The following is a 22844-nucleotide window of genomic DNA, read 5'->3' as shown; positions in this document are numbered from 1 at the left end:
CCAAATCGATTTTTTAGGACATTAGACTCGGTTGCACTGGAACTCAATGCAGCCGCGCTCACATGTCCGTCATCTCGCTTGCCGATGTCTATCGCGCGCGCCTGCGCATCGAAGGGCGCGTGTGCCGCACGCCGCTCGTTCAATCGCAAGCGCTCTCGCGGGTCGCCGGCGTGCCGGTGCATCTCAAGCTCGAAACCGTGCAGCCGACCGGCAGCTTCAAGCTGCGCGGCGCGACCAATGCGCTCGCGCAACTCTCAGAGGAAGGCGCGACGCGCGTCGTGACCGCATCGACGGGCAATCACGGACGCGCCGTCGCTCACGCGGCGCGCGCGCTCGGGATGGAAGCGGCGGTGTGCATGTCGTCGCTCGTGCCGAAGAACAAGGTCGATGCGGTGGCGGCGCTCGGCGCGCGCGTCGTGATCGCCGGCAAGAGCCAGGACGACGCGCAGGTCGAGGCGCTGCGGCTCGTGCGCGAGGAAGGCTTCGCGTTCGTGCCGCCCTTCGACGACGTGCGCGTGATCGCCGGGCAGGCCACCATCGGCCTCGAAATCCTCGAAACGCTGCCCGATGCCGCGACGATCCTCGTGCCGCTCTCGGGCGGCGGACTCTTCAGCGGCGTCGCGTTCGCGGCGAAGCAGATCAATCGCGATGTGCAGACGATCGGCGTGACGATGGCGCGCGGCGCCGCGATGCACGCGAGCCTCGCGGCGGGCAAGCCGGTCCTCGTTGACGAGCTGGAGACGCTGGCCGATTCGCTCGGCGGCGGCATCGGTCTCGACAACCGGCACACGTTCGCGATGACGCGCGAACTGATCGATCGCGTCGTGCTGCTCGACGAAGCGTCGATTGCGCGCGGCATCGTGCATGCCTATCGCGAGGAGCGGCTCGTCGTCGAAGGCGCGGCGGCGGTGGGCATGTCGGCCGTACTCGACGGCGTGCTGAAGGACGCGCGCGGTCCGCTCGTGATCGTCGTCAGCGGCTGCAACATCGACATCGAAACGCATCGCCGCATCATTGGAGCCTCGTGACATGGCCGACATATCCCTTCTGGGCGAAGCGCAACTGCGCGCGCTGGTGCCGCTCGATCTCGCCGCCATCGACCAGGTCGAGGCCGCGTTCCGCTCGCTTGCGACCGAAGCCGTCGCGATGCCGCCGATCCTTCGTCTCGACATTCCCGAGCACGCGGGCGAGGTCGATGTGAAGACCGCTTATCTGCCGCGCTTCGACAGTTTCGCGATCAAGGTGAGCCCGGGCTTCTTCAACAATCCGTCGCTCGGACTGCCGAGCCTGAACGGGCTGATGCTCGTGCTCTCGGCGCGTACCGGACTGACCGAGGCCGTATTGCTCGACAACGGCTATCTCACCGCCGTGCGCACCGCCGCAGCGGGCGCGGTGGCCGCGCGCTGGCTCGCGAAGCGAACGGCAACGCGTGTCGCGATCATCGGCGCGGGCGAGCAGGCGCGACTGCAACTGAACGCGCTGATGCTCGTGCGCAAGATCGAGCACGTGAGCGTCTGGGCGCGCGATCCGCAACGCGCGGCGCGCTTTGCTGAAGAGACACGCGTGCCGTGCGACGTCACCGACAGCGTGCATCACGCGCTCAGGCACGCCGACATCGCCATCACGACGACGCCGAGCCGCGAGCCGCTGATCCACGCGCGCGACCTGCATCCGGGATTACACATCACCGCGATGGGTTCGGACGCGGAGCACAAAAACGAACTCGCGCCCGACGTCTTCGCGGCCGCGCGCTACATCTGCGACCGCGTGCAGCAAACGCGCGTGCTCGGCGAACTGCATCACGCGATCGAAGCAGGCGCCGTCGCGGCGGACCGCGCGTTCGCGGAACTCGGGCAAGTGATCGCAGGGCAGATGCCGGGCCGCACGGACGACGCGGACATCACTGTTTGCGACTTGACCGGCACGGGCGCGCAGGACACGGCCATCGCCGCGCTCGCGATTACGCGTGCGAAGGCGGCGGGCGCAGGCACCATTTTCACCAACGACGTGACGCTCTGAGAGGGGACGATGTCAGAAACAACGCAACAGGAACGACCGAACGTGCGCCTTGCGTTCGAGCGCAGCGAGTACGAGGCGCGCATTGCGAAGACGCGGCGTGCGATGCTAAAGGCCGGCGTCGATCTCATGATCGTGACGGACCCGACCAACATGGCGTGGCTCACCGGCTACGACGGCTGGTCGTTCTACGTGCATCAGTGCGTGCTGCTTTCGATGGAAGGCGAGCCCGTGTGGTTCGGCCGCGGCCAGGACGCGAACGGCGCGAAGCGCACCGTGTTCATGCAGCACGACCATATCGTCGGCTACCCGGATCACTACGTGCAGTCGCAAGTGCGCCATCCGATGGACTACCTGTCGAAGGAAGTGATCGCGGCGCGCGGCTGGGACACGTGCCGCATCGGCGTCGAGATGGACAACTATTACTTCAGCGCGAAGGCGTATGCGTCGTTGACGCAACACTTGCCGATGGCGCAGTTCGTCGATGCAACCGCGCTCGTCAACTGGCAGCGCGCGGTGAAGTCGCCGCGCGAGATCGAGTACATGCGCGTGGCCGCGCGCATCGTCGAGAAGATGCATGCACGCATTCTCGACAAGGTCGAGCCGGGCATGAAGAAGAGCGATCTCGTCGCCGAAATCTACGCGGCGGGCATCACCGGCGTCGAAGGCTATGGCGGCGACTATCCGGCCATCGTTCCCTTGTTGCCGACCGGGTCGGACGCGGCCGCGCCGCACCTCACGTGGGACGACTCGTCGTTCACCGCGAACGCCGGCACGTTCTTCGAGATCGCCGGGTGCTTTAAGCGCTATCACTGCCCGCAGTCGCGCACCGTGTATCTCGGCCGCCCGCCGCAGCATTTCATCGAAGCGGAGAAGGCGGTCGTCGAGGGCATCGAAGCGGGGCTCGCCGCAGCGAAGCCCGGCAATCTCTGCGAGGACATCGCCCACGCGTTCTTCGCGGTGCTGCGCAAGTCGGGCATCGAGAAGGACAGCCGCTGCGGCTATCCGATCGGCGCAAGCTATCCGCCGGACTGGGGCGAGCGCACGATGAGCCTGCGTCCCGGGGACAAGACCGTCCTCGAACCCGGCATGACGTTTCACTTCATGCCGGGGCTGTGGCTCGACGACTGGGGCCTCGAAATCACGGAGAGCATCCTGATTACCGACACCGGCGTCGAGACCTTCTGCAACACGCCTCGCAAACTGTTCGTGAAGGAGTAGCGCATGCGCGCGTCCCCGATCCAGCCGACGGTCGATTTTTCCGCCGACGGCGAGCAGCACGGCTTTCTCAAACTGCCGTATTCACGCGACGACTCCGCGTGGGGCGCGGTGATGATTCCGGTCACTGTCGTCAAGCGCGGCGAAGGGCCGACCGTGCTGCTCACGGGCGGCAATCACGGCGACGAGTACGAAGGTCCGATTGCGCTCTCGAAGCTCGCTTCGACGCTCAAGGCCGGCGACATCAGCGGCCGCGTGATCATCGTGCCGTTCATGAATTTCCCGGCGTTCAAGGCGGGCACGCGCACGTCGCCGATCGATGCGGGCAACCTGAACCGCAGCTTCCCGGGCAAGCCCGACGGCACCGTGACCGAGAAGATCGCGGACTACTTTCAGCGTCATTTGCTGCCGCTTGCCGACTACGTGCTCGACATTCACGCAGGCGGCAGAACGCTCGACTTCGTGCCGTTCGCGGCGATCCATCTACTGCCGGATTCGACCCAGCAGGCGCGTTGCGAAGCCGCGATGCGCGCGTTCGGCGCGCCGTATTCGATGCGCATGCTCGAACTGGACAGCGTCGGCCTTTTCGACAGCGCGGTGGAAGAAGCGGGCAAGGTGTTCGTGTCGACGGAACTGGGCGGCGGCGGCTCCGCGACGGCGGCGAGCATAGCGATCGCCGAGCGCGGCGTGTACGGCTTACTCGCGCATGCGGGCGTGTTGTCGAAGGAGACCTTCGACAACGGCGAAAAGGCGCGCACCACGATGCTGCTCGACATGCCCGACGGCTCCTGCTACACGACGAGCGAGCATAGCGGTTTGCTCGAAATGTGCCGTGATTTAGGGGACATCGTGCAGCAAGGCGATGTGCTCGCGCGCGTCTACGATGCGACGCGCACCGGCACCGCGCCCGTTGAATACCGGGCGAAGCGTGGCGGCCTGCTGGCGGCGCGCCACTTCCCGGGCCTCGTGCAGATCGGCGATGCGGTGGCCGTTGTCGCGGATATCGTCGAGCGCAACATTCCGGTGGCGATCTAAGTTGCTCAAACTCGACCGCTACGACCTCGCCATCCTGCGCATCCTCGCGCGGGATGGCCGCATCACGAAGTCGAAGCTTGCCGAAGAGGTGAACCTCTCGATCTCGCCCGCCTGGGAGCGCGTGAAGAAGCTCGAAGAGAGCGGCGTGATTCGCGGCTATCGCGCGGAGATCGACTGGGCGGCGGCGTTCAGGGGCAGCCGCATTGTCGTGGAAGTGACGCTCGCGCGGCATACCGCGCAGGACATGCGGCGCTTCGAAGCGCGCGTGACCGAGGCGCCGGAAGTCGCGCAGTGCTATGCGACGGGCGGCGGCGTGGACTACGTGCTGCACGTCGTATCGCGCGATATCGACCACTATCAGCGTTTCATCGACTCGCTGCTCGTCGACGAACTCGGCATCGAGAAGTACTTCACCTACATCGTGACGAAGGTCGTGAAGAGCATGCCGGACGATATGCCCGACTGGACCTGAAGAACAGAAAAAACCGCAAGCAAAGCGCTCGATAACCAAAAGTTCGCAGCACGCAGAAGCCTTACATTGGATGCATACCAGGACAAACAGGAGCCGTTCATGATGCTGGGTCATCCCATCCTCTTCAAGTCGCTGTGCTATGTCGATGGCCGCTGGGTGCATAGCGAAAGCGCCGCGAGCGTCGCCGTGCAGAATCCCGCCGACCAGAGCGTGATCGGTCATGTGCCGATGCTCGATGCATCGCAGATCAAAGCCGCCGTCGATGCCGCGCACCGCGCGTTCGAAGCGTGGCGCTGGGTGCCGCAGCAAAAGCGCAGCGCGGTGCTGCTGCGCTGGCATGAACTGATCCTGCGTCATCAGCACGACCTCGCGGGCATTCTCTCGCTCGAACAAGGCAAGCCGCTTGCCGAAGCGCGCGGCGAGATCGCGTATGCGGCGAGTTTCGTCGAATGGTTCGCGAACGAAGCGAAGCGACTGACTGGCCGCACGATTCCGAGCCATATCGAAGGCGCGCATCTCGGCACGATGATGGAGCCGGTCGGGGTCGCGGCGTTGATCACGCCGTGGAATTTTCCGGTCGCGATGATCACGCGCAAGGCCGCGGCGGCCATTGCCGCAGGCTGCACGACGGTCATCAAGCCCGCGCACGAGACGCCGTTTTCCGCCCTCGCGCTCGCGCAACTCGCGGAAGAGGCGGGCTTTCCGGCGGGCGTCTTCAACGTCGTCCTCGGCGAGCCGCAGATGGCAATGAACACGCTCGTGCGCGACACCCGCGTGCGCGCCGTGAGCTTCACCGGATCGACGCGCGTAGGCGGACTCGTCGCGCGCGCGGCGGCGGAATCGGGCATCAAGAAGCTCGCGCTCGAACTCGGCGGCAACGCGCCCTTCATCGTGACCGAAGACGCGGATCTCGATCAGGCGGTGCGGATCGCCGTGGGCGCGAAGTTCCAGACTTCGGGCCAGGACTGCTGCGCGGCCAATCGCATCTTCGTTGCATCGCCGCTGTACGAGCGTTTCGTCGCGCAATACAGCGAGGCGGTGACGCGCCTGAAAGTGGGGCCGGCGTTCGAGGCTCAAGTCGATGTCGGTCCGCTCATGCATCAGGCGGCGTTCGATGCGACCGTCGCGCGCGTCGAGGACGCCCGCGCGAAAGGCGCGCGCATCACGGCGGGCGGCAAGCCGCATGCATTGGGCGGATGGTTTTTCGAACCTACCGTGGTCGCCGATGCCCGACCGGGCATGCGCATGTACGACGAGGAAAACTTCGCGCCGACCTCGGCCATCTCGTCGTTCGAAACGCTCGACGAAGCCGTGGCGCTCGCGAACGACACGGAATACGGCCTCGCCGCCTACGTGTGCGCGCGGCGCATCGACACGATTTTTCAGCTGGTGAGACGGCTCGACTTCGCGATGGTCTCGGTGAACGGCGTGAAGTTCACCGGCGCGCCGATTCCCTTCGGCGGCATGAAGGCGTCGGGCCTCGGCCGCGAGGGCGGCGCGGAAGGCTTCGAGCCGTTCGTCGAAACCAAGTATTTCTGCCTCGGCAATCTCGGCCTGCCGCTTTGCACGGCCGTTGCCTGACTGAACCGGACCAACAAGGAGAAGCACATGACCCAACTCGACCAACTCTTCAACGAAGACCGCGCGCACTTCATGCATCCGTCCACGCACGCCCACGATCACGCGAGCGGCGCGCTGCCGGGCAAGATCGTGACGGGCGCGAAGGGCATCCGCATCGAGGATCATCAGGGCAAGACCTACATCGACGCATTCGCGGGCCTCTATTGCGTGAACATCGGCTATGGCCGCACCGAAGTCGCGGACGCGATCTACGAGCAGGCGAAGAAGCTCGCGTACTACCACACCTACGTGGGCCACTCGACCGACACGATCATCGAACTGTCGTCGCGGATCATCGGCTGGGCGCCGGAGGGCATGAAGAAGGTCTACTACGGCATGTCGGGATCGGATGCGAACGAAACGCAGATCAAGATCGTCTGGTACTACAACAACGTGCTCGGGCGTCCGAACAAGAAGAAGATCATCTCGCGTCAGCGCGGCTATCACGGCTCGGGCATCGTGACGGGCAGCCTGACCGGCCTGCCGAGCTTTCACCAGCACTTCGACCTGCCGCTCGATCGCATCAAGCACACGGTTTGCCCGCACTGGTATCGTCAGGCGCCCGCCGGCATGAGCGAGGCGCAGTTCACCGCGTATTGCGTCGACGAACTGGAGAAGCTGATCGCGCGCGAAGGCGCGGACACCATCGCCGCTTTCATCGCCGAGCCGGTGATGGGCACGGGCGGCATCATCGCGCCGCCCGAAGGCTACTGGCCCGCAATCCAGGACGTGCTCAGGAAGCACGACATCCTGCTGATCTCCGATGAAGTCGTCTGCGGCTTCGGGCGTCTCGGCTCGAAGATGGGCGCGCAGCACTACGGCATCAAGCCGGACCTGATCACCGTCGCGAAGGGGCTGACGAGCGCTTATGCGCCGCTGTCGGGCGTGATCGTCGGCGAGCGCGTGTGGGACGTGATCGATAAAGGTTCGCAGGAATACGGCGCGATGGGTCACGGATGGACCTATTCGGGCCATCCGATCTGCGCGGCGGCGGCGCTCGCGAATCTGGATATCCTGGAGCGCGAGAACCTCACGCAGAATGCCGCCGAGGTCGGCGGCTATTTGCAGGCGCAGTTGCACGCCGCGTTCGACAGCCATCCGCTCGTCGGCGAAGTGCGCGGCGCGGGCATGCTGGCGGCCCTCGAATTCATGGCCGACAAGGAAGGCCGCAAGCCCTTCGATGCCGCGCTGAAGGTGGGGCCGAAGGTGTCGGCGGCGGCGCTCGAACGCGGCGTGATCGCGCGGGCGATGCCGCACGGCGACATCCTCGGCTTCGCGCCGCCGCTCGTCACGACGCGCGCGGAAGTCGACGAGATCGTCGGCGTCGTGCGTCAGGCGGTCGATGAGGTGGCGAATCAGGTGATCGGAACGGCCGCCGCGCATTGAGGCGATAGCAGCAAGCCTTAGCGAAAAAGCCCGCGCGTGAGCGCGGGCTTTTGCGTTTCAACGGGTACGCGCGTTGCTCTTCGTTCATGACACTGACGAAGGAGAACGAGATGGCGACCACCGAACGCAACGAAACCAGCCGCGACGACAGCACCGACAAGCCGCTCGGCGATCCGGGCAGTGGCGCGAGCGGAGGCGGCTCGATAGGCAACCAGCCGGGGCCGGGCTCGGCGACGGGAGGCGACCCGAAGCAAGGTGTGCGCAAGCCGAATGCAGGGGAAGTGGAACCGGACTCGAGGCGTCTCGATCAGCATCCGCATCAGACGGCGGAAGTGCCGTATGGCTCGGGCGACAGGCCGGAACCGGCGGGCGCGGGCGGGCTGGATGCGCAGAACGCGGACCTGAAGAACCCGAAAGCCGACTAAAACGATTAGAAACGCAAAAAAAAGCGGCCGCGTGAGCGGCCGCATCGGACTTAACGCGTGGCAATGTACATCGTGATTTCAAAGCCAAAGCGCATGTCGGTGAAACTCGGGGTTTCCCACTTCATAAAGCCTCCTTTTGCAATGGCCGGCCATGCCGATGCGTGACCGTTGCGCGACTGTTGACTGCAATTCGTGCTGCAAGCGCCGTGCCAAGTCGCGCGTCCGTGTTATCCGACGCTAGCCCTATCCTAAACCTTCTTCGCAGGTTGCATCACTGGGAAAATCGTTACCGTGGTTTACAAGGACCGCGCAGATTGTTCAGACCGTTACGTCATTCGACGCGGGTCGCTTCGCGCAACACCGCCGACGGGCTATCGAAATTGCGGTCGCTCATGCGGTTGAGCACCGCCATCACTTCGCCGTCCGCACCATTGCTTTTCGCCAGCGCGAGCAGCTTTTCCTTGCCCATCGGGTAAGCGGCGCCCTTGAGCGCACTCGTGATTTCCTCCGCGCGCGGTTCGTCGGGATGACGATGGTTCTGGGCGTGAGCGGGATGCTGGGACATGTCCTTCTCCTTTGCTCGAGTCGTGTGAGTTGGCAGGAACTGCATCGTTCACTGCAGCAACGCATGTACCCGCCGCGTCGCCGCGTGCGGGCGCGCTTGATGCTTAGATGAACCACGTTAGCCCAGCCACCACGCGAGGACAGCACCATGACCATCACCGCCGACCGCATTTCCGACACCGAAATCAAAGTCGACCAGACCATCTACACGTTCGAATCGAAGGACGTCGCCGATGCGTTCCAGCAATGCCTCGGCCCCGATAGCGTCGATGCATGCAAGGCGCATCATCCGCCCATCGGGACGCGCGCCGCGCACGTCGACAGCGGGCCCGCCGAAGGCGAGCCCGGCAGCATCATCTCCCCGTCGCTCGGCGGGATGCCCTGAAAAGCGGCGTCGGCGCGGCCGTGTAGCCGTGCGCGAGCCGGCCCGCAGCGGGCGAGCGCATGAGCGCGTCGAGCGGCATCGGCTTGTCGAAGAAGTAGCCCTGCGCCTGCGCCGCGCCCATGTCGCGTAGCACGGCGAGCGTCTCCGCATCCTCGACGCCTTCGGCCACGAGCGTCAGGTCGAGCGATTCCGCCATGCGCACGATCGCGCGGACGATCGCGCGGCTGCGCGCACTCGCCGTGAGTTCCAGAATGAACGACTTGTCGATCTTGAGGCCGCTGAAGCGGTACTGATGCACGTAGCTGAGTGACGAGAAGCCCGCGCCGAAGTCGTCGAGCACGACCGACATGCCGTTGTCCGCGAGTTGCTGCATCGTGCGCCGCGCGAGATCGGGCTCGGCGACGAGCGCGCCTTCGGTCAGCTCCAGACACACGCGCGACGGCGCGACGCCATGATGGCGCAGTAACGCGAGCACGTCGTCGGCGAAATCCGGGCGCGTCATGCTGTAGCTCGAACAGTTCACGTGCACGGGCGGCCAGTTCGCGAATCGCGGGTCCGAGAGAATCACGGCGACGCGCGTCAGCATGTACAGATCGAGCCGCCCGATCAGCCGCAGGCCTTCGACCGCCGGCAGAAACTCGCCCGGCCCGACGATGCGCCCGTCCGACTGACGCCAGCGAATGAGCGCCTCCAGCGCGACGACCTCGCCGCTCCTCACATCGACGATAGGCTGAAAGTAGGGCAGCAGTTCGTCGTCGCGCTTGAGCGCATTGCGCAGCGCGCCTTCGCGTTCCACCTGATCCGACACCTCGCGCCGCAATTCCTGATTGAACACGACAAAGCTGTCGCGCCCCGCGTTCTTCACGCGATACATCGCGGTATCGGCGTCGCGCAAGAGGTCGGCGGGTTCGGTGTGGAACTGACTGTCCGCGCTCACGATGCCGATGCTGCACGACGAAAACACCACATGCTCGTCGATGTGAAACGGCAGGTCGAACGCGGCGAGAATGCGCTCGGCGATCGCCACCGCATCGCTTTGCGACGTATTCGGCGAGAGCACCGCGAACTCGTCGCCGCCCAGACGCGCGAGCAGATCGCCCGAACGCAGGCAGTCCCGCAGACGCCCGGCCGCCTGGATCAGCAGCAGGTCGCCGTAATGATGGCCGAGGCTGTCGTTCACGACCTTGAAGCGGTCCAGGTCGATGAACATCACGGTCACCTGATCGCCATATGTACGATAGTCACGCCACGCGGCCTGCAACTGCTGCAACAGATGACTGCGGTTGGGCAGGCCCGTCAGCGAGTCGTGCGAGTTCTCGTGCAGCAGCCGCGCGTTGGCGTTGTCGAGCTCGCGGGTGCGAATCTGCACGCGCGCTTCGAGTTCGGCGTTCGCCACGTGCAGGGCCTCCGCGGCGCGGCGGCGCGACAGCGCGGTGTCGATGTGGCGCGACACGAAGGTCAGCAGTTCCTGGTCGCGCTGCGAATAACGCACGAGCGGCGCGTAGCTCTGCACGGCGAGCACGCCGCGCACGTCGTCGCCGTCGAAGAGCGGGATGCCCAGCCACGAGCGCAGCCGCACGTTCTCGTTGCCCGTGTCGATGGTGTGCCCGGCGATCAGGCGCCGCGCTTCGTCGGCGTCGATCAGGCACGGACGGCGCTGGCGGATCACGTATTCGGTCAGCCCGCGCTGACCGCGTCGCGGCGGCGGCGGGTCCTGAACGATCTCGTCGACGTAATACGGGAACGACACTTCGCGCGTGTCGGTATCGAAGAGCGCGATGTAGAAATTGCGCGCATACAGCAGTTCGCCGACGATCCCGTGCAGGCTCCGGAAGAACTCGACCATGTCGCCAGGACGGCTCGACAATTCGGCGATCTGGAACAGCGCCGCCTGCAGATGCTCGGCGCGCTCGCGCTCGGCGATGCCTTCGCGCAGCGCGGCGTTCACCCGCGACAGCTCGGAGGTGCGCCGCGCGACCTGCTCTTCGAGATCCGCGCGATGCAGGATGCGGTCGAGCGCCATCGCCACGTGCCGCGCAACCACGAGAAAGAGCGCGCGATCCTCGGCGCTGTAGACGCGCGAGACGTCGTAGACCTGCATCGCGAGCATGCCGAACACTTCGTCGGACGCGTTCTTGAGCGGCGCGCCCATCCAGAACTCGGGGCGGTCGCCGATACAGTAGAAGCGGCCTTCGGCTTCGGCCGCGCGGATCATCGCGGCGTCGATCAGGAGCGGCTGGCCGGTCGTGAGGACGTGCCCGGTCATCGAAAGGCGCGCGGGATTCAGGATGTCGTAGTTCTCGGCGGCGACCACTTCCGTGTCGATCACGTCGACGTAGTACGGATAGGTGATCCGGCCGCTCTTGCGGTCGTAGAGCGCGAGATAGAAGTTTTCGGCGTCGATGAGCGTGCCGAGCCGTTCGTGCACGCCCTGCAGGAATGCGGCGCGCTCGGGCACCGAACTCGCCAGATAGGCGATTTCGTACAGCACGCGCTGCGTGTTCTGCGCGCGTACGAGGGCGTCCGCCTGCACGCGTTCGCCGAGGCGCCGCGCGAGGTCGCGCAGACACGCCTCGCCCGCGAGCGCCTCGGGCGCGACGAGCCAGCCGAGCACGCTTTCGCCGCGGCCCGTCGCCCAGCGATGCCAGCCGCGCGCCGCGCACAGCTGCGCGAACCGTTCCTCGGTCATGCTCTGCGGCCAGTCGAACGACGCGTCGCCCTGGCCCGCCAGATGCAACTGCTCGCCCGCGCGATACCAGGCCCAGGCGCCCGGCCGGCCGCAGCCGCGCGCGGCGTCGAGCAGCGCGTCGATCGAAGGCGCGCCGGCATCCGGGCGCATTGCATCGTTCGTGTCCGGCAGCGCGTCAATCATGGGAAAAACACTCATCGGCGGTTGGAGCCAAAAGCCAGTTTTGGAGTGATCCGGTCGGCGGCCGGCGTCGGGTTCGGGTTCGGCAAAGGGCTATCGTTTGGCCGTGTCAATGGCTCGATCTACTCGTGCTAACGGCAGCGGCGCAGGAGCCTTGAGCCGAATCGTGGAAAACCCGTAAGCGATTGAAAGCTCGTTTCGTATGAAGAATAAAGCGGGAGCATCCCGGAAACAAATGTCTTCGCCCGACTTTCACGCGCCGCCCGACGCGAACCGCTCGCGGTAAGCCTGCGGCGTCACGCCGATCGCCCGCAGGAAGCCGCGCCGCATCGTTTCCTCTGAGCCGAAACCGCAGCGCGCGGCGATCCGCTTGACCGGCAGCCGCGTATCGCCGAGCAGGCGCCGTGCCGCTTCGAGCCGCAATTGCTCGATGGAACGCGCGGGCGTCACGCCCGTCTGTGCACGGTAATGGCGCACGAAGCTGCGTTCGCTCATGCCGGCGCGCGTCGCGAGCACGGCGAGCGAAAGATCCGCCGCGAGGTTTTCCGCGATCCACGCGTGCAGTTCGCCGAAACGGTCGCCCGCCTTTTGCAGCGACAGCGCGGTGCTGAACTGCGCCTGTCCGCCCGGGCGCTTGAGAAACACGACGAGATGGCGCGCCACGTCGAGCGCGAGCGCGGCGCCGAGATCGTCTTCGATCAGGGCGAGCGCCAGGTCGATGCCGGCCGTCACGCCCGCCGAGGTCCAGACGGCGCCGTCGCGGATGAAGATCGGATCGGGCTCCACGCGCACGGCGGGATAGCGCTCGCGCAGTTCGGCGCAGCGCGTCCAGTGCGTGACGGCGCGCTTGTCGTCGAGCAGACCGGCCGCCGCGAGCAGAAACGCGCCGGTGCACACCGACGCCGTGCGCCGCGTCTGTCCCGCCTGCGCGCGCACCCACGCGACGAGCGCCGGGTCGCGCGCCGCTTCGTACACGCCCCAGCCGCCGGAGATGACGAGCGTGTCGGGCGGATCGTCGGCGGGCGGCAGCGGATGCGTCAGGATGCCGAGCCCGGCCGACGTCGTGATCGCGCCGCCGTCGCTTGCCACGACGCGCGGCAGATAAGGCGGCGCGGCGCCCGCGGCGCAGGCCAGTTCGTTCGCGGACGCGAACGCCTGCAACGGCCCGGCGACATCGAGCAACTGCGCGTTCGGAAAAGCGAGCACGTCGATGCGACGCGTGGAGGATTCGGTCGTCATGTTGGCGTGAAAAGTGGGTTTAGTGTCAATTTCGCCATAGCCTAGCGGCGTAGGATCAACTCGTCCATCCCATTGACGAAAACGAGAGGAATCGAAATGACGCTTCATATCGGCTTGCTGCTGTTTCCGCGCGTCCAGCAACTCGACCTGACCGGTCCGCACGACGTCTTCGCGCAGATTCCCGGCGCCACCGTGCATCTGGTCTGGAAGACCCGCGCGGCCGTTGAATCGTCGAGCGGAATGCTGCTCACGCCCGACACGACCTTCGACGACTGCCCGCCGCTCGACGTGCTTTGCATCCCGGGCGGCTCGGGCGTCGGCGCGCTGATGGAGGACGAGGAAACGCTCGCTTTCGTCCGGCGGCGGGCAGAAAGCGCGCGCTACGTGAGTTCGGTGTGCACCGGCTCGCTCGTGCTCGGCGCGGCGGGCCTCTTGCGCGGGCGCCGCGCGACGACGCACTGGGCGTTCCATTCGCTGCTCGGCGATCTGGGCGCGGTGCCGGTCAGAGAGCGCGTCGTGCGTGACGGCAACCTGCTGACGGGCGGCGGAATCACGGCCGGCATCGATTTCGCGCTGACGCTCGCGGCCGAACTCGTCGGCGAGGAAGAGGCGCAGGCGATCCAGCTCGAAATCGAATACGCGCCGGCGCCGCCGTTCGACGCCGGATCGCCGGAGCGCGCGCCGCGCGGCGTGGTCGAGACGGTTCGCGAACGCTCGGCGGCTTCGCTCGCGGCGCGCGCGACAATCGTGGAGCGGGTGGCGGCGCGGCTCGCCGCCACAAGCTGAACTGGCGCGTCAGGCCGGCCCCGCGTCGAACCGTTTCTGCATGAAATAGCGCGTGCGGCCGGCGCTGAAATCGGGCAATTCGCCGAAAACCGCGAAGCCCGCGCGCTCATATAACTGCTTCGCGGCGGGGTTCAGCGTGTCGAGCCACGCCGCGCGACAGCCGCGCCGGATCGATTCGCGCTCCGCCGCTTGCACGACGCGCGCGCCGAGGCCGGCGCCGCGCGCGTCGTCGCGAATCCAGAGCCACTTGACGAAGAGCCAGTCCCACGCGGTGAAGCCCGCGAGTCCGCCGACGAACTCGTCGCGGCGATAGACCGACACCGCCAGATCGCGCTGCCCCGACGGCCCGAGTTCCCGTGCATTGAACGCCGCGAGGCCGCCGCTCACGTCCGCTTCGAATTCGGCGTCGATCCAGTCGGCGACTTCGATTTTCACGTCGTCCATCGCGCGGAGCCTATGCGCCCGCCAACGGCGCCACCGACGCGCCCTTCGCGCCGTGCCGCAGAAGCGCCTCCGCGACGAACCCCGAGCGCTTCATCTCCTCGACGAATTCGCGCAGATGCGCCGCGGCCGCTTCGCCGCGGCTCTTCGGCACGCCCATCGCCTGCTGGATGACCATGAAGCGCTCGCCAAGCAGCCGCAAACCGGGCTTGCCGGCCGAATCGGCTTCGAGTTGCTGCTTCACGCCCGCGGCGACTTCGGCGCCGTCGCGCAGAAACTGCTCGACGACCGCCTGCGACGACGCCGCCCGCACGATCTGCGCATGCTTCAGCTCGCGCGTGAGAAAAAGGTCGTAGGCGCTGCCCTTGCCGACCACCACGCGGTTCGTCTCGCGATCGACGTCGCCGTTGGACTGCACGGGCGAATCGTCGCGCACGAGATACAAGCCTTCGATCAGCACGTAAGGCGCCGTGAACGCGATGCCCGCACCGCGCACCGGATCGATCGCGAAGAAGCCGATATCGGCGGCCTCCGTCGTGACGGCCTCGACGGATTTCGACGCCGTATCGAAGACGGCCAGTTCGGCTTCGACACCGAGCCGCGCCGCGAACGCGCGCGCGAGATCGACGGAGATACCGCCGGGCTCGCCCGTCGTGGCGTGGCGATTGGCGAGCAGCGGATTGCCGAGATTGATCGACGCGCGCAGCTTGCCCGTGGGCGCGAACGCGTTCAGCAGGGTGGAATCGAGGGTCATGGCGGGTCCGGGTCGGTGGAACATGCCCGCTATTTAACAGGAAAGCGCTCGGCCGCGTGCCCGCCGATGCAGAATGGGCGTTTCGTTTTAGACGGACGCATCCATGCCGCCCATCGACATCGACAAAGACGAACTGATCCGCCGCTTCGGCTTGCAACCGCATCCGGAAGGCGGGTATTTCCGCGAGACATATCGTTCGGCCGCGCGCGTGACGCGCGAGGGCGCGAGCGAGGGCACGAGTGAAACCCGCTCGGCCTCGACGGCGATCTATTTCCTGCTTTGCGACGGCGCGCATTCGGCGTGGCATCGCATTCGCTCGGACGAACTGTGGCACTTCTACGCGGGCGATCCCATCGACATCCACGTGCTCGACGCGCAAGGCCGCCTCACGACGCACCGGCTCGGCAACGCGCTCGTCCACCCGGACGCCGTGTTCCAGGCCGTCGTCAAAGCGGGCGACTGGTTCGCGGCCGAGTGCGCGTCGCCGGAGGCGTATGCGCTCGTCGGCTGCACGGTCGCGCCGGGCTTCGAATTCAGCGAGTTCGAGATCGCCGACGTGAACGCGCTCGCGGCCGCCCACCCGGCGCATCGCGACCTGATCGCGCGGCTCGGTCCCGCCGGCGACGCCGGGCGGTTATCATCGCGCCCTATCTCGTTAAACGACACAAAAGGCCAGGGATGAGCGGAGCGCGGCGCGGTATTCAGTCGATCGAAGTAGGCGGCGCGCTTTTGCGCGCGCTCGTGGACCACGGCGGCCCGATGCTGCTGGGCGATCTCGCGAAGAAGGCGGGGATGTCGTCGGCGAAGGCGCATCCGTATCTCGTGAGCTACGGCAATCTCGGCCTGATCCAGCAGGACGGCGCCACCGGACGCTACGAACTCGGACCGTTCGCGCTACAAATGGGGCTCATCAGCCTGCAGCGCGTCGACCCGGTGCGGCTCGCGATTCCGGAGATCGGAGAAATCTCCTCGCAGATCCAGCATACCGTCGCGCTCGCGACCGCCGGCAGCTTCGGCCCGACCATCGTCCATATCAACGAGGCGAGCGTGCCGATCCACGTCACGATGCGCACCGGCACCGTGATGTCGCTCCTGCAAACCGCCACCGGCCGCGCGTTCGCGGCCTATCTGCCGCCGCTCACGGTCGACGCGCTCGTCGCGATCGAAGCCTCGGGCGGCTTGCAGATCGGCGCCGCGCGGCGTGACTTCACGCGCGCGCAAATCGACGCGCTGCTCGCCGACGTGCGCGGGCACGGCATCGCGCGGACCATCGACGAACCCGTCGCGGGCATCAGCGCGATGAGCGCGCCCGTCTTCGATCACACTCGCAACATCGTGCTCGCCATCACGGCGATCGGCCCGAGCGGCTCCTTCGACGGCGCATGGGACGGCGCCGTCGCGCGCGCATTGCGCGCTTGCGCCGCGCGTGTGTCCGCCCGACTGGGCTTTTCCGCGGCCTGAAGTTCCTTCCTCGCAACGCTAGCCATCCGCGAGCGCGTCCGACGCGCCGTCGCGCGATGGCGCACGGCCGTTGCTTGCGCTTAGGGTAAACGGCGATTCAACATGGTGAAATGCTTTGTACAATTCATAATTAACGGGCAGAGATAAACGCATTTGTTGAACGCGCCTGAAAGGAAACACGGAGACGCCATGCAGACTGATTTCCAAACGCTTCGGTTCGAGTGCACGCGAGCCGCCGAACACGATGCCGCGTCGCCGGTGCCTTACCCGGTGGTCGTCGTCGGGGCGGGGCCGGTGGGACTCGCGACCGCGATCGACCTCGCGCAGCAGGGCGTGCGCACGGTGCTCGTCGACAACGACGACAAGCTCTCGGACGGCTCGCGCGCCATCTGTTTCGCGAAGCGCACGCTGGAGATCTTCGACCGCATCGGCTGCGGCCAGCCGATGGTCGACAAGGGCGTGAGCTGGAACGTCGGCAAGGTTTTCCTGGCGGACGAACTCGTCTATACGTTCGATCTGCTGCCCGAAACCGGTCACGCGCGGCCCGCGTTCATCAATCTGCAGCAGTACTACGTCGAGGGCTATCTCGCCGAGCGCGCGATGCGCGAAGAGAACCTGCAGTTGCGCTGGAAGAGCAATGTCATCGGCGCGACGCAGCATGAGGATTTCGTCGAGTTGCAGGTCGAGACGCCCGAGGGCACCTATGCGATGCGCGCGCAGTACGTGGTCGCCGCGGACGGCTCGCGTAGTCCGATGCGCCGCGTGCTCGGTCTCGACAGCCGCGGCCGCACGTTCAAGGACCGTTTCCTGATCGCCGATGTCAAGATGAAGGCGCCGTTTCCCGCCGAGCGCTGGTTCTGGTTCGATCCGCCGTTTCACCGTAATCAGTCAGTGCTGTTGCATCGTCAGCCGGACGACGTCTGGCGCATCGATTTCCAGCTCGGCTGGGACGCCGATCCGGTCGCGGAAAAGGCGCCCGAGCGCGTGATTCCGCGCGTGAAGGCGCTGCTCGGCGAGGACGTCGAATTCGAACTCGAATGGGTGAGCGTCTACACGTTTGCGTGTCAGCGCATGGACAAGTTCCGCCACGGCCGCGTGCTGTTCGCGGGCGATTCGGCGCATGGCGTCTCGCCGTTCGGCGCGCGCGGCGCGAACAGCGGCGTGCAGGACGCGGACAATCTCGCGTGGAAGCTGCGCCTCGTGCTGACCGGCGACGCGCCCGAGACGCTGCTCGACACCTACGCGTCCGAGCGCGAATACGCCGCCGACGAAAACATCCTCAACTCGACGCGCGCGACGGATTTCATCACGCCGAAGAGTCCGGTGTCGCGCCTCTTCCGCGACGCCACGCTCAGGCTCGCGAAGGACTGTCCGTTCGCGCGGCGCATGACGAATAGCGGGCGGCTCTCGGTGCCCGCGGTGCTGCGCGATTCGCCGCTCAACACCGCTGATCACGAAGGCGACGTCTTCTTCGGTTCGATGGTGCCGGGCGCGGTGTGCACGGATGCGCCGGTGCGCATCGACGGCAAGGCGGCGTGGCTGCTCGCGCAGACGGGCGGCGGCGCGTTCACGGGCATCTGGTTTTGCGCATCCGCCGACGCGGCCGCCGACTGCGCGAACTGGCTCGCGGCGCTCGAAGGCAAGTCGATCCCGATGCGCACGCTGATCGTCGTGCCGCGCGGCGCGGCGAGCGCGCCGCTCGCCGGCGCGACCGTGCTGGAAGACGTGGACGGCATGGTCGCGCAACGCTTCGACGCCCGGCCCGGCACGTTCTATCTGCTGCGTCCGGACCAGCATGTGTGCGCGCGCGGGCGCGCCTTCGACGCCGCTTCGGTTGCGGCAGCCATCCAGCGTGCGACGTGCAACGGGTAAACGACCATGAAACTGAACCTCGAAACGAACATCGCCGACTACGACGGCTTCTACGAGCGTCTCATCGATACGCACAACGGACTAACGGAAGAAGAGAGCCAGATGGTGAACGCCAAGCTCGTGCTGCTGCTCGCCAACCATATCGGCGATGCGCAAGTGCTGATCGAGGCGCTCGCGCTGGCGAGAATGAGCGTCGCGGACGGAAAGGCAGCCTGAGCGTCGCTGCGGCCGTTGTCATGTCGAGAAAATTGACAAAAATGCCCGCGATTCGAGCCTGCATCGTCATGTTCTAATACCATCCGTCACCCAATCGGATGACCAGGGCACGGCGTCTTCGAGCATTCGGCGAAGCGCCCGTGCAGGTTCGTGAACGTGAACGGAAGGGCAAGAAATTGAAGAACATCGCAGATCGCAAGTCGCAGAAACTCGCCGCAATCGCATTGGCCGTCCTCGCCCTCGCCGCCTGCGGCAAGAAGGATGAAGCGCCGGCCGCGCAAGCTACGCCATCGCCGGCGCCGTCGCAGTCGAACGTCGAAACCGTGAAGATCGGCCACGTCGGACCGTTGACGGGTGGCAGCGGCCATCTCGGCAAGGACAACGAGAACGGCGCGCGCCTCGCCGTCGAGGAGATCAACCAGCAGGGCCTGACGATCGACGGCCGGAGCGTGCGCCTGGAACTCGTCGCCGAAGACGACGCCGCCGATCCGAAGACCGGCACGCAGATCGCGCAGAAGTTCGTCGACGAACACGTGGTCGCGGTCATCGGCCATCTGAACTCCGGCGTCTCGATTCCGGCTTCGCGCATCTACAACGATGCGAACGTCGTCGAAATTTCGCCGTCGTCCACCAATCCCGACTACACGAAGGAGGGCTACAAGGCGACGTATCGAGTCGTGGCGACCGATGCGCAGCAGGGTCCCGCGCTCGGCAACTATGCGCTGAAGTCGCTCAATGCGAAGACGGTCGCCGTGGTCGACGACGCGACGGCCTACGGCAAGGGTCTCGCCGACGAATTCGCGAAAGCCGTGGAAGCGGCGGGCGGCAAGGTGGTAGGACGCGAAGCGACGAACGACAAGGCCACCGACTTCCGCGCCATCTTGACCAAGATGAAGAGCGAGCAGCCGGACGTCATCATGTTCGGCGGCATGGATTCGACGGTCGGGCCGTTCGTGCGGCAGGCGGCGGCGCTCGGCGTGAAGTCGAAGGTGATGAGCGGCGACGGCGCGTGCACGACCAAGGTCGCGGAACTCGCGGGAGACGCCGTGCAGAACCTCGTCTGCTCCGAAGCGAGCCTCGCGGTTTCGAAGATGCCGAAGGGCGCGGAATTCGAGAAGCGCTTCCAGGAACGCTTCAACGGTCCGATTCTCTTCAACGCGCCGTTCGCCTACGACGCGGTGTACGTGGTCGTCGACGCAATGAAGCGGGCCAGTTCCACCGATCCAGCGAAGGTGCTGGCGGCGATGCCGACGACGAACTATGACGGCGTGATCGGCCACATCGCGTTCGACACGAAGGGCGACATGAAAGAGGGGGCGATCACGCTCTATACCTATCAGGACAAGAAGAAGTCGATTCTCGATGTCGTGAAGATGTGAGCGCGGCGCGCGGGCAGGCCCTAGCGGACCTCGCCCGCGTCCTGTTCGAGCGCGTAGATGGCGATCTGGACGCGGCTCGACAGTTTCAGCTTGCGTAGCACGTTGCGGACGTGAATCTTGACCGTGCTCTCGGCAACTTCGAGTTCGCGTGCAATGTCCTTGTTGCTTGCGCCGCGCGACAGGCTGCGCACGATGTCGCGTTCGCGCGGCGTGAGCGCGGACCACTCGCCGCGCGGCGCGTCAGGCACCGGCTGATCGGAACCGCGGGCGGACGCGCCCGTGCGCGCCGGCGAGCGCAGTTTCTCGACTAGCCTGGCTGTCATGTCATCGGCCACGACGGCCTCGCCGGCGGCCGCCCGCCTGATGGCCGAAGAGAGCGTCTCCGCCTCGATATTCTTCAGCAAGTAGCCGCACGCGCCTTCGCCGAGCGCTTTCGCCAGTTCGTCCACGTCTTCGGACACCGTCAGCATGACAACCGCCGTGTCCGGCAGATCCTGTTTCAGAAGCTGCAGCGTTTCGATTCCCGACAAGCCCGGCATGTTCAGGTCGAGCAGCACCACATCCGGCCGATGCTGCTTCGCGCGCTTGACGCCTTCGATACCGTCGGCGGCGTCGTCGACGACTTCGAAATCCGGCTGGCGCTGTAACAGCGCGCGCACTCCCGAGCGAAACAGCGTGTGGTCGTCGATCAGGAGAATGCGAATCGTCGTCATGAGTGGATAGTGTCCTGAAGCGATGGGATCAGGCTGCCTGCCGCGCGCACTCGGACATCGACAGCGAAATGCGCGTGCCGGCGCCCGGCGCGCTGTCGATTCGCAACCGCGCGTCCAGCCGCGCCGCGCGCTCGCGCATGATATGAAAGCCGACGTGCGCCTCGCCGCGCGCGGCGATGGCGGCGGGCTCGAAACCCTGGCCGTCGTCCTCGATCAGCATGTGAAATTCGCGGCCGTTCTCGATGACCACCCGCACGTGCGACGCCTCCGCGTGCTTGCGGACGTTCGACAGCGCTTCCTGGAGGATGAACAACACCTGCAACTGCCGGTCGGGTGGGAGCGGCGGACCGCCGGTCTCGTCGAAACGCCAGTCGACGCGGGCCTCCGACTGCCGCTCGAACCGCGCCACCGTATCCGCGACCGCGCGCTTCAGGTCGCCGCTTTCGAGCTTGGTGCGGAAATTGACGAGCAGTTCACGCACGTCGTCGTAGCTCTCTTCCAGCCCGCCGCGCAGGAGTGGCACGATCTCGCGCACTTCGTCGATATGGTTGTCCTGCGCGGCGGTGTCGAGCATGTGCACCTGGATTTTCAGAAAGTTGAGGCTCTGCGCGATGCTGTCGTGCAAACCCTGCGCGACGAGATGTCGTTCCTGTGCGACCGCGAACTGTCGCGCGGCGCTCGCGAGCCGATGGTTCTGCAGCGCGGTGCCCAGATGCCGGCCGAGCGTTTCGAGCAATTGCACCTGCGAGGGCCGGCATCATGTGGTCGTGCGCGAAGTGCAGCGAGAAGGAGCCGAGCGTCGTTTCCTGCGACACGATGCGAAACGCCGCGACGCCCGTGAAACCGGCTTTGCGGCACCCGTCGACGAACGGATTCTCGCGCGGCGACCACGGTTCGCGCGCATAGCGAATGACCGCCGGGCCTTGTGTGGCGGCGTTGCCGCAGAGACAGTCGTCGGCGGCCATGCAGCGTTCAGCATCGACGAGTTCGGCGGGCATGCCTTGCGAGGCGATCAGATGCAGATTGCCGTCGTCCGGGCCGAGCGCGCGAACCGTGCCGCCTTGCGCGTCGAAACGGTGCATGACGCGTTGGAGAAAGCCGCCGCACAACGTCTCGACATCGTGCGATTCATGCAGGAAGGCGGTCATTTCGTAGAGCGCCGTCAACTCGCGGTTCTGCGCGGCAAGCTGCGCCGTCTTCATGTCGACGCGTCGTTCGAGTTCCCGGTGATGGCTCTGCAACTGATACGCCATGCGGTTGAACCCTTCGGCGAGATGACCGAACTCGTCGTGCGACCCGACCGGCAGACGCGCCGCGAAGTCGCGCTTTTCGATGCGCGCGATGCCGTCTTCGAGTCGCTGCACCGGCACCACGAACCACAGGTACAGCAGATAGACGATCGCGATCGTCCCGATGCACGCCATCGCGGCCAGCGCCATTTGCGAACGGCGCAGCCATGCAGTCTTGCGCGCGTTCTCCTCTTCGATCATGCGAACGAGCGTGTTGGCCTCACTGATGAACGACGGGAGAAGGTCGACGTAAAGCAGGCTTTCACGCGCGGGCGTGGCGCTGTCGGTGGAAATGGCCGGCTTGAGCGAGTAGCGCCAGTTGCCCTCGACGAGCGCGAACTGAATCAGTATGTCGGGCGAATCGGGAAGGAAGAGCGGGCGGGACGGCGCGCCATGCTCGAGGCCATCGAGCGTGCGTTCCAGCAGCGCGACCTGGGCGGCGACCTCGGCCGCACGCCCTGCACGGGCTTCGTCGAGCGCCACCGCGATCAGCGACGCGCGCATGCGCAGACTGCCGGCGTCGTTGATCGCGGCGCCCGCGCCTTCTAGCTGCCACGAAAGCCACAACGTCCCGACGATCATCGCGAGCACGAGCGTCAGCGCGACGCCCGACAGCGCGACGATGCGCGTGGACAGCCGATGATTGAAACGCGCGATGCGCTCGAGTAGGGACGGCATTGAGAGCCTGTGGCGACACGCTGCTG

General features: G+C 66.1%; 22 protein-coding genes and 1 pseudogene. 15 read left to right on the top strand and 8 right to left on the bottom strand.

Annotated features, from left to right (window positions below):
• Positions 1-62 precede the first annotated feature (62 nt).
• The 8 genes from eutB to QCE48_RS25570 all read left to right on the top strand — a co-directional run bounded on the left by eutB (position 63) and on the right by QCE48_RS25570 (position 8172).
• Positions 63-1028: a hydroxyectoine utilization dehydratase EutB gene (gene eutB, locus QCE48_RS25605; RefSeq protein WP_309783161.1), complete on the top strand. Its 966-nt coding sequence runs from the start codon at positions 63-65 to the stop codon at positions 1026-1028.
• A 1-nt stretch (position 1029) separates the two neighbouring features.
• Positions 1030-2019, top strand: coding sequence for a cyclodeaminase (locus QCE48_RS25600; RefSeq protein WP_309783159.1), 990 nt, complete (start codon positions 1030-1032; stop codon positions 2017-2019).
• A 9-nt stretch (positions 2020-2028) separates the two neighbouring features.
• Entirely contained in the window at positions 2029-3237 is a 1209-nt protein-coding gene (doeA, locus tag QCE48_RS25595) for an ectoine hydrolase DoeA (RefSeq protein ID WP_309783157.1), read from the top strand.
• A gap of 3 nt (positions 3238-3240) precedes the next feature.
• Complete coding sequence (doeB, locus tag QCE48_RS25590; protein WP_309783155.1) at positions 3241-4269, top strand: N(2)-acetyl-L-2,4-diaminobutanoate deacetylase DoeB; 1029 nt, start codon at positions 3241-3243, stop codon at positions 4267-4269.
• Between the two features lies 1 nt (position 4270).
• Positions 4271-4741: an Lrp/AsnC family transcriptional regulator gene (locus QCE48_RS25585; protein ID WP_309783153.1), complete on the top strand. Its 471-nt coding sequence runs from the start codon at positions 4271-4273 to the stop codon at positions 4739-4741.
• A 99-nt stretch (positions 4742-4840) separates the two neighbouring features.
• Positions 4841-6322 carry an NAD-dependent succinate-semialdehyde dehydrogenase gene (locus tag QCE48_RS25580; RefSeq protein WP_309783151.1) on the top strand — a complete coding sequence of 494 codons (1482 nt, stop codon included), beginning with the start codon at positions 4841-4843 and terminating at the stop codon, positions 6320-6322.
• Between the two features lie 27 nt (positions 6323-6349).
• The gene (locus QCE48_RS25575; RefSeq protein WP_309783149.1) at positions 6350-7747 is read left to right on the top strand and encodes an aspartate aminotransferase family protein; all 1398 of its coding nucleotides are present in this window, start codon (positions 6350-6352) and stop codon (positions 7745-7747) included.
• 110 nt (positions 7748-7857) lie between these two features.
• Complete coding sequence (locus tag QCE48_RS25570; protein ID WP_309783147.1) at positions 7858-8172, top strand: hypothetical protein; 315 nt, start codon at positions 7858-7860, stop codon at positions 8170-8172.
• Positions 8173-8222: 50 nt separating this feature from the next.
• On the opposite strand, the gene pqqA is transcribed toward QCE48_RS25570, so the two are convergent.
• Complete coding sequence (gene pqqA, locus QCE48_RS25565; RefSeq protein ID WP_008353049.1) at positions 8223-8297, bottom strand: pyrroloquinoline quinone precursor peptide PqqA; 75 nt, start codon at positions 8295-8297, stop codon at positions 8223-8225.
• 206 nt (positions 8298-8503) lie between these two features.
• Positions 8504-8737, bottom strand: a complete 234-nt coding sequence (locus tag QCE48_RS25560) for a DUF2795 domain-containing protein (RefSeq protein ID WP_309783146.1) — start codon at positions 8735-8737, stop codon at positions 8504-8506.
• A gap of 147 nt (positions 8738-8884) precedes the next feature.
• Between QCE48_RS25560 and QCE48_RS25555 the strand changes: the two genes are divergently transcribed.
• Positions 8885-9121 (top strand): hypothetical protein, encoded by a 237-nt coding sequence (locus tag QCE48_RS25555; RefSeq protein WP_309783144.1) that lies wholly within the window; start codon positions 8885-8887, stop codon positions 9119-9121.
• Here QCE48_RS25555 and QCE48_RS25550 read toward each other — a convergent pair.
• Both QCE48_RS25550 and QCE48_RS25545 read right to left on the bottom strand, forming a co-directional pair.
• Positions 9090-11993, bottom strand: a complete 2904-nt coding sequence (locus tag QCE48_RS25550) for an EAL domain-containing protein (RefSeq protein WP_309783141.1) — start codon at positions 11991-11993, stop codon at positions 9090-9092. The genes QCE48_RS25555 and QCE48_RS25550 overlap by 32 nt on opposite strands.
• 249 nt (positions 11994-12242) lie before the next feature.
• Complete coding sequence (locus tag QCE48_RS25545) at positions 12243-13229, bottom strand: GlxA family transcriptional regulator (protein WP_309783139.1); 987 nt, start codon at positions 13227-13229, stop codon at positions 12243-12245.
• A 96-nt stretch (positions 13230-13325) separates the two neighbouring features.
• Between QCE48_RS25545 and QCE48_RS25540 the strand changes: the two genes are divergently transcribed.
• Positions 13326-14015 carry a DJ-1/PfpI family protein gene (locus tag QCE48_RS25540; protein ID WP_309783136.1) on the top strand — a complete coding sequence of 230 codons (690 nt, stop codon included), beginning with the start codon at positions 13326-13328 and terminating at the stop codon, positions 14013-14015.
• A gap of 9 nt (positions 14016-14024) precedes the next feature.
• On the opposite strand, the gene QCE48_RS25535 is transcribed toward QCE48_RS25540, so the two are convergent.
• Entirely contained in the window at positions 14025-14459 is a 435-nt protein-coding gene (locus QCE48_RS25535; protein ID WP_309783135.1) for a GNAT family N-acetyltransferase, read from the bottom strand.
• A 10-nt stretch (positions 14460-14469) separates the two neighbouring features.
• Positions 14470-15210, bottom strand: a complete 741-nt coding sequence (locus QCE48_RS25530) for an ABC transporter substrate-binding protein (RefSeq protein WP_309783133.1) — start codon at positions 15208-15210, stop codon at positions 14470-14472.
• A 103-nt stretch (positions 15211-15313) separates the two neighbouring features.
• On the opposite strand from QCE48_RS25530, the gene QCE48_RS25525 reads away from it, so the two are divergent.
• The 5 genes from QCE48_RS25525 (at position 15314) to QCE48_RS25505 (ending at position 20138) form a co-directional block, all read left to right on the top strand.
• Complete coding sequence (locus QCE48_RS25525; RefSeq protein WP_309783132.1) at positions 15314-15892, top strand: cupin domain-containing protein; 579 nt, start codon at positions 15314-15316, stop codon at positions 15890-15892.
• Positions 15889-16671: an IclR family transcriptional regulator gene (locus QCE48_RS25520; protein ID WP_309783130.1), complete on the top strand. Its 783-nt coding sequence runs from the start codon at positions 15889-15891 to the stop codon at positions 16669-16671. The genes QCE48_RS25525 and QCE48_RS25520 overlap by 4 nt, the downstream gene beginning before the upstream one ends.
• 189 nt (positions 16672-16860) lie before the next feature.
• Entirely contained in the window at positions 16861-18543 is a 1683-nt protein-coding gene (locus QCE48_RS25515) for an FAD-dependent oxidoreductase (RefSeq protein ID WP_309783129.1), read from the top strand.
• Between the two features lie 6 nt (positions 18544-18549).
• Positions 18550-18759 (top strand): DUF2783 domain-containing protein, encoded by a 210-nt coding sequence (locus QCE48_RS25510; protein WP_309783127.1) that lies wholly within the window; start codon positions 18550-18552, stop codon positions 18757-18759.
• A 185-nt stretch (positions 18760-18944) separates the two neighbouring features.
• A complete protein-coding gene (locus QCE48_RS25505) occupies positions 18945-20138 on the top strand; it encodes a branched-chain amino acid ABC transporter substrate-binding protein (protein ID WP_309783785.1) in 1194 nt (397 codons plus the stop codon).
• A gap of 20 nt (positions 20139-20158) precedes the next feature.
• Here QCE48_RS25505 and QCE48_RS25500 read toward each other — a convergent pair whose 3' ends face one another.
• Complete coding sequence (locus QCE48_RS25500) at positions 20159-20851, bottom strand: response regulator (protein ID WP_309783125.1); 693 nt, start codon at positions 20849-20851, stop codon at positions 20159-20161.
• A gap of 28 nt (positions 20852-20879) precedes the next feature.
• Positions 20880-22818 (bottom strand): annotated as a pseudogene (locus tag QCE48_RS25495) (type IV pili methyl-accepting chemotaxis transducer N-terminal domain-containing protein).
• Positions 22819-22844 lie beyond the last annotated feature (26 nt).

The organism is Caballeronia sp. LZ024 (assembly GCF_031451455.1).
In the GTDB taxonomy this organism is placed as follows: Bacteria; Pseudomonadota; Gammaproteobacteria; order Burkholderiales; family Burkholderiaceae; genus Caballeronia; species Caballeronia telluris.
Note: the sequence above shows the minus strand (reverse complement) of the source record. Positions and strands in the feature narration are given on the sequence as shown.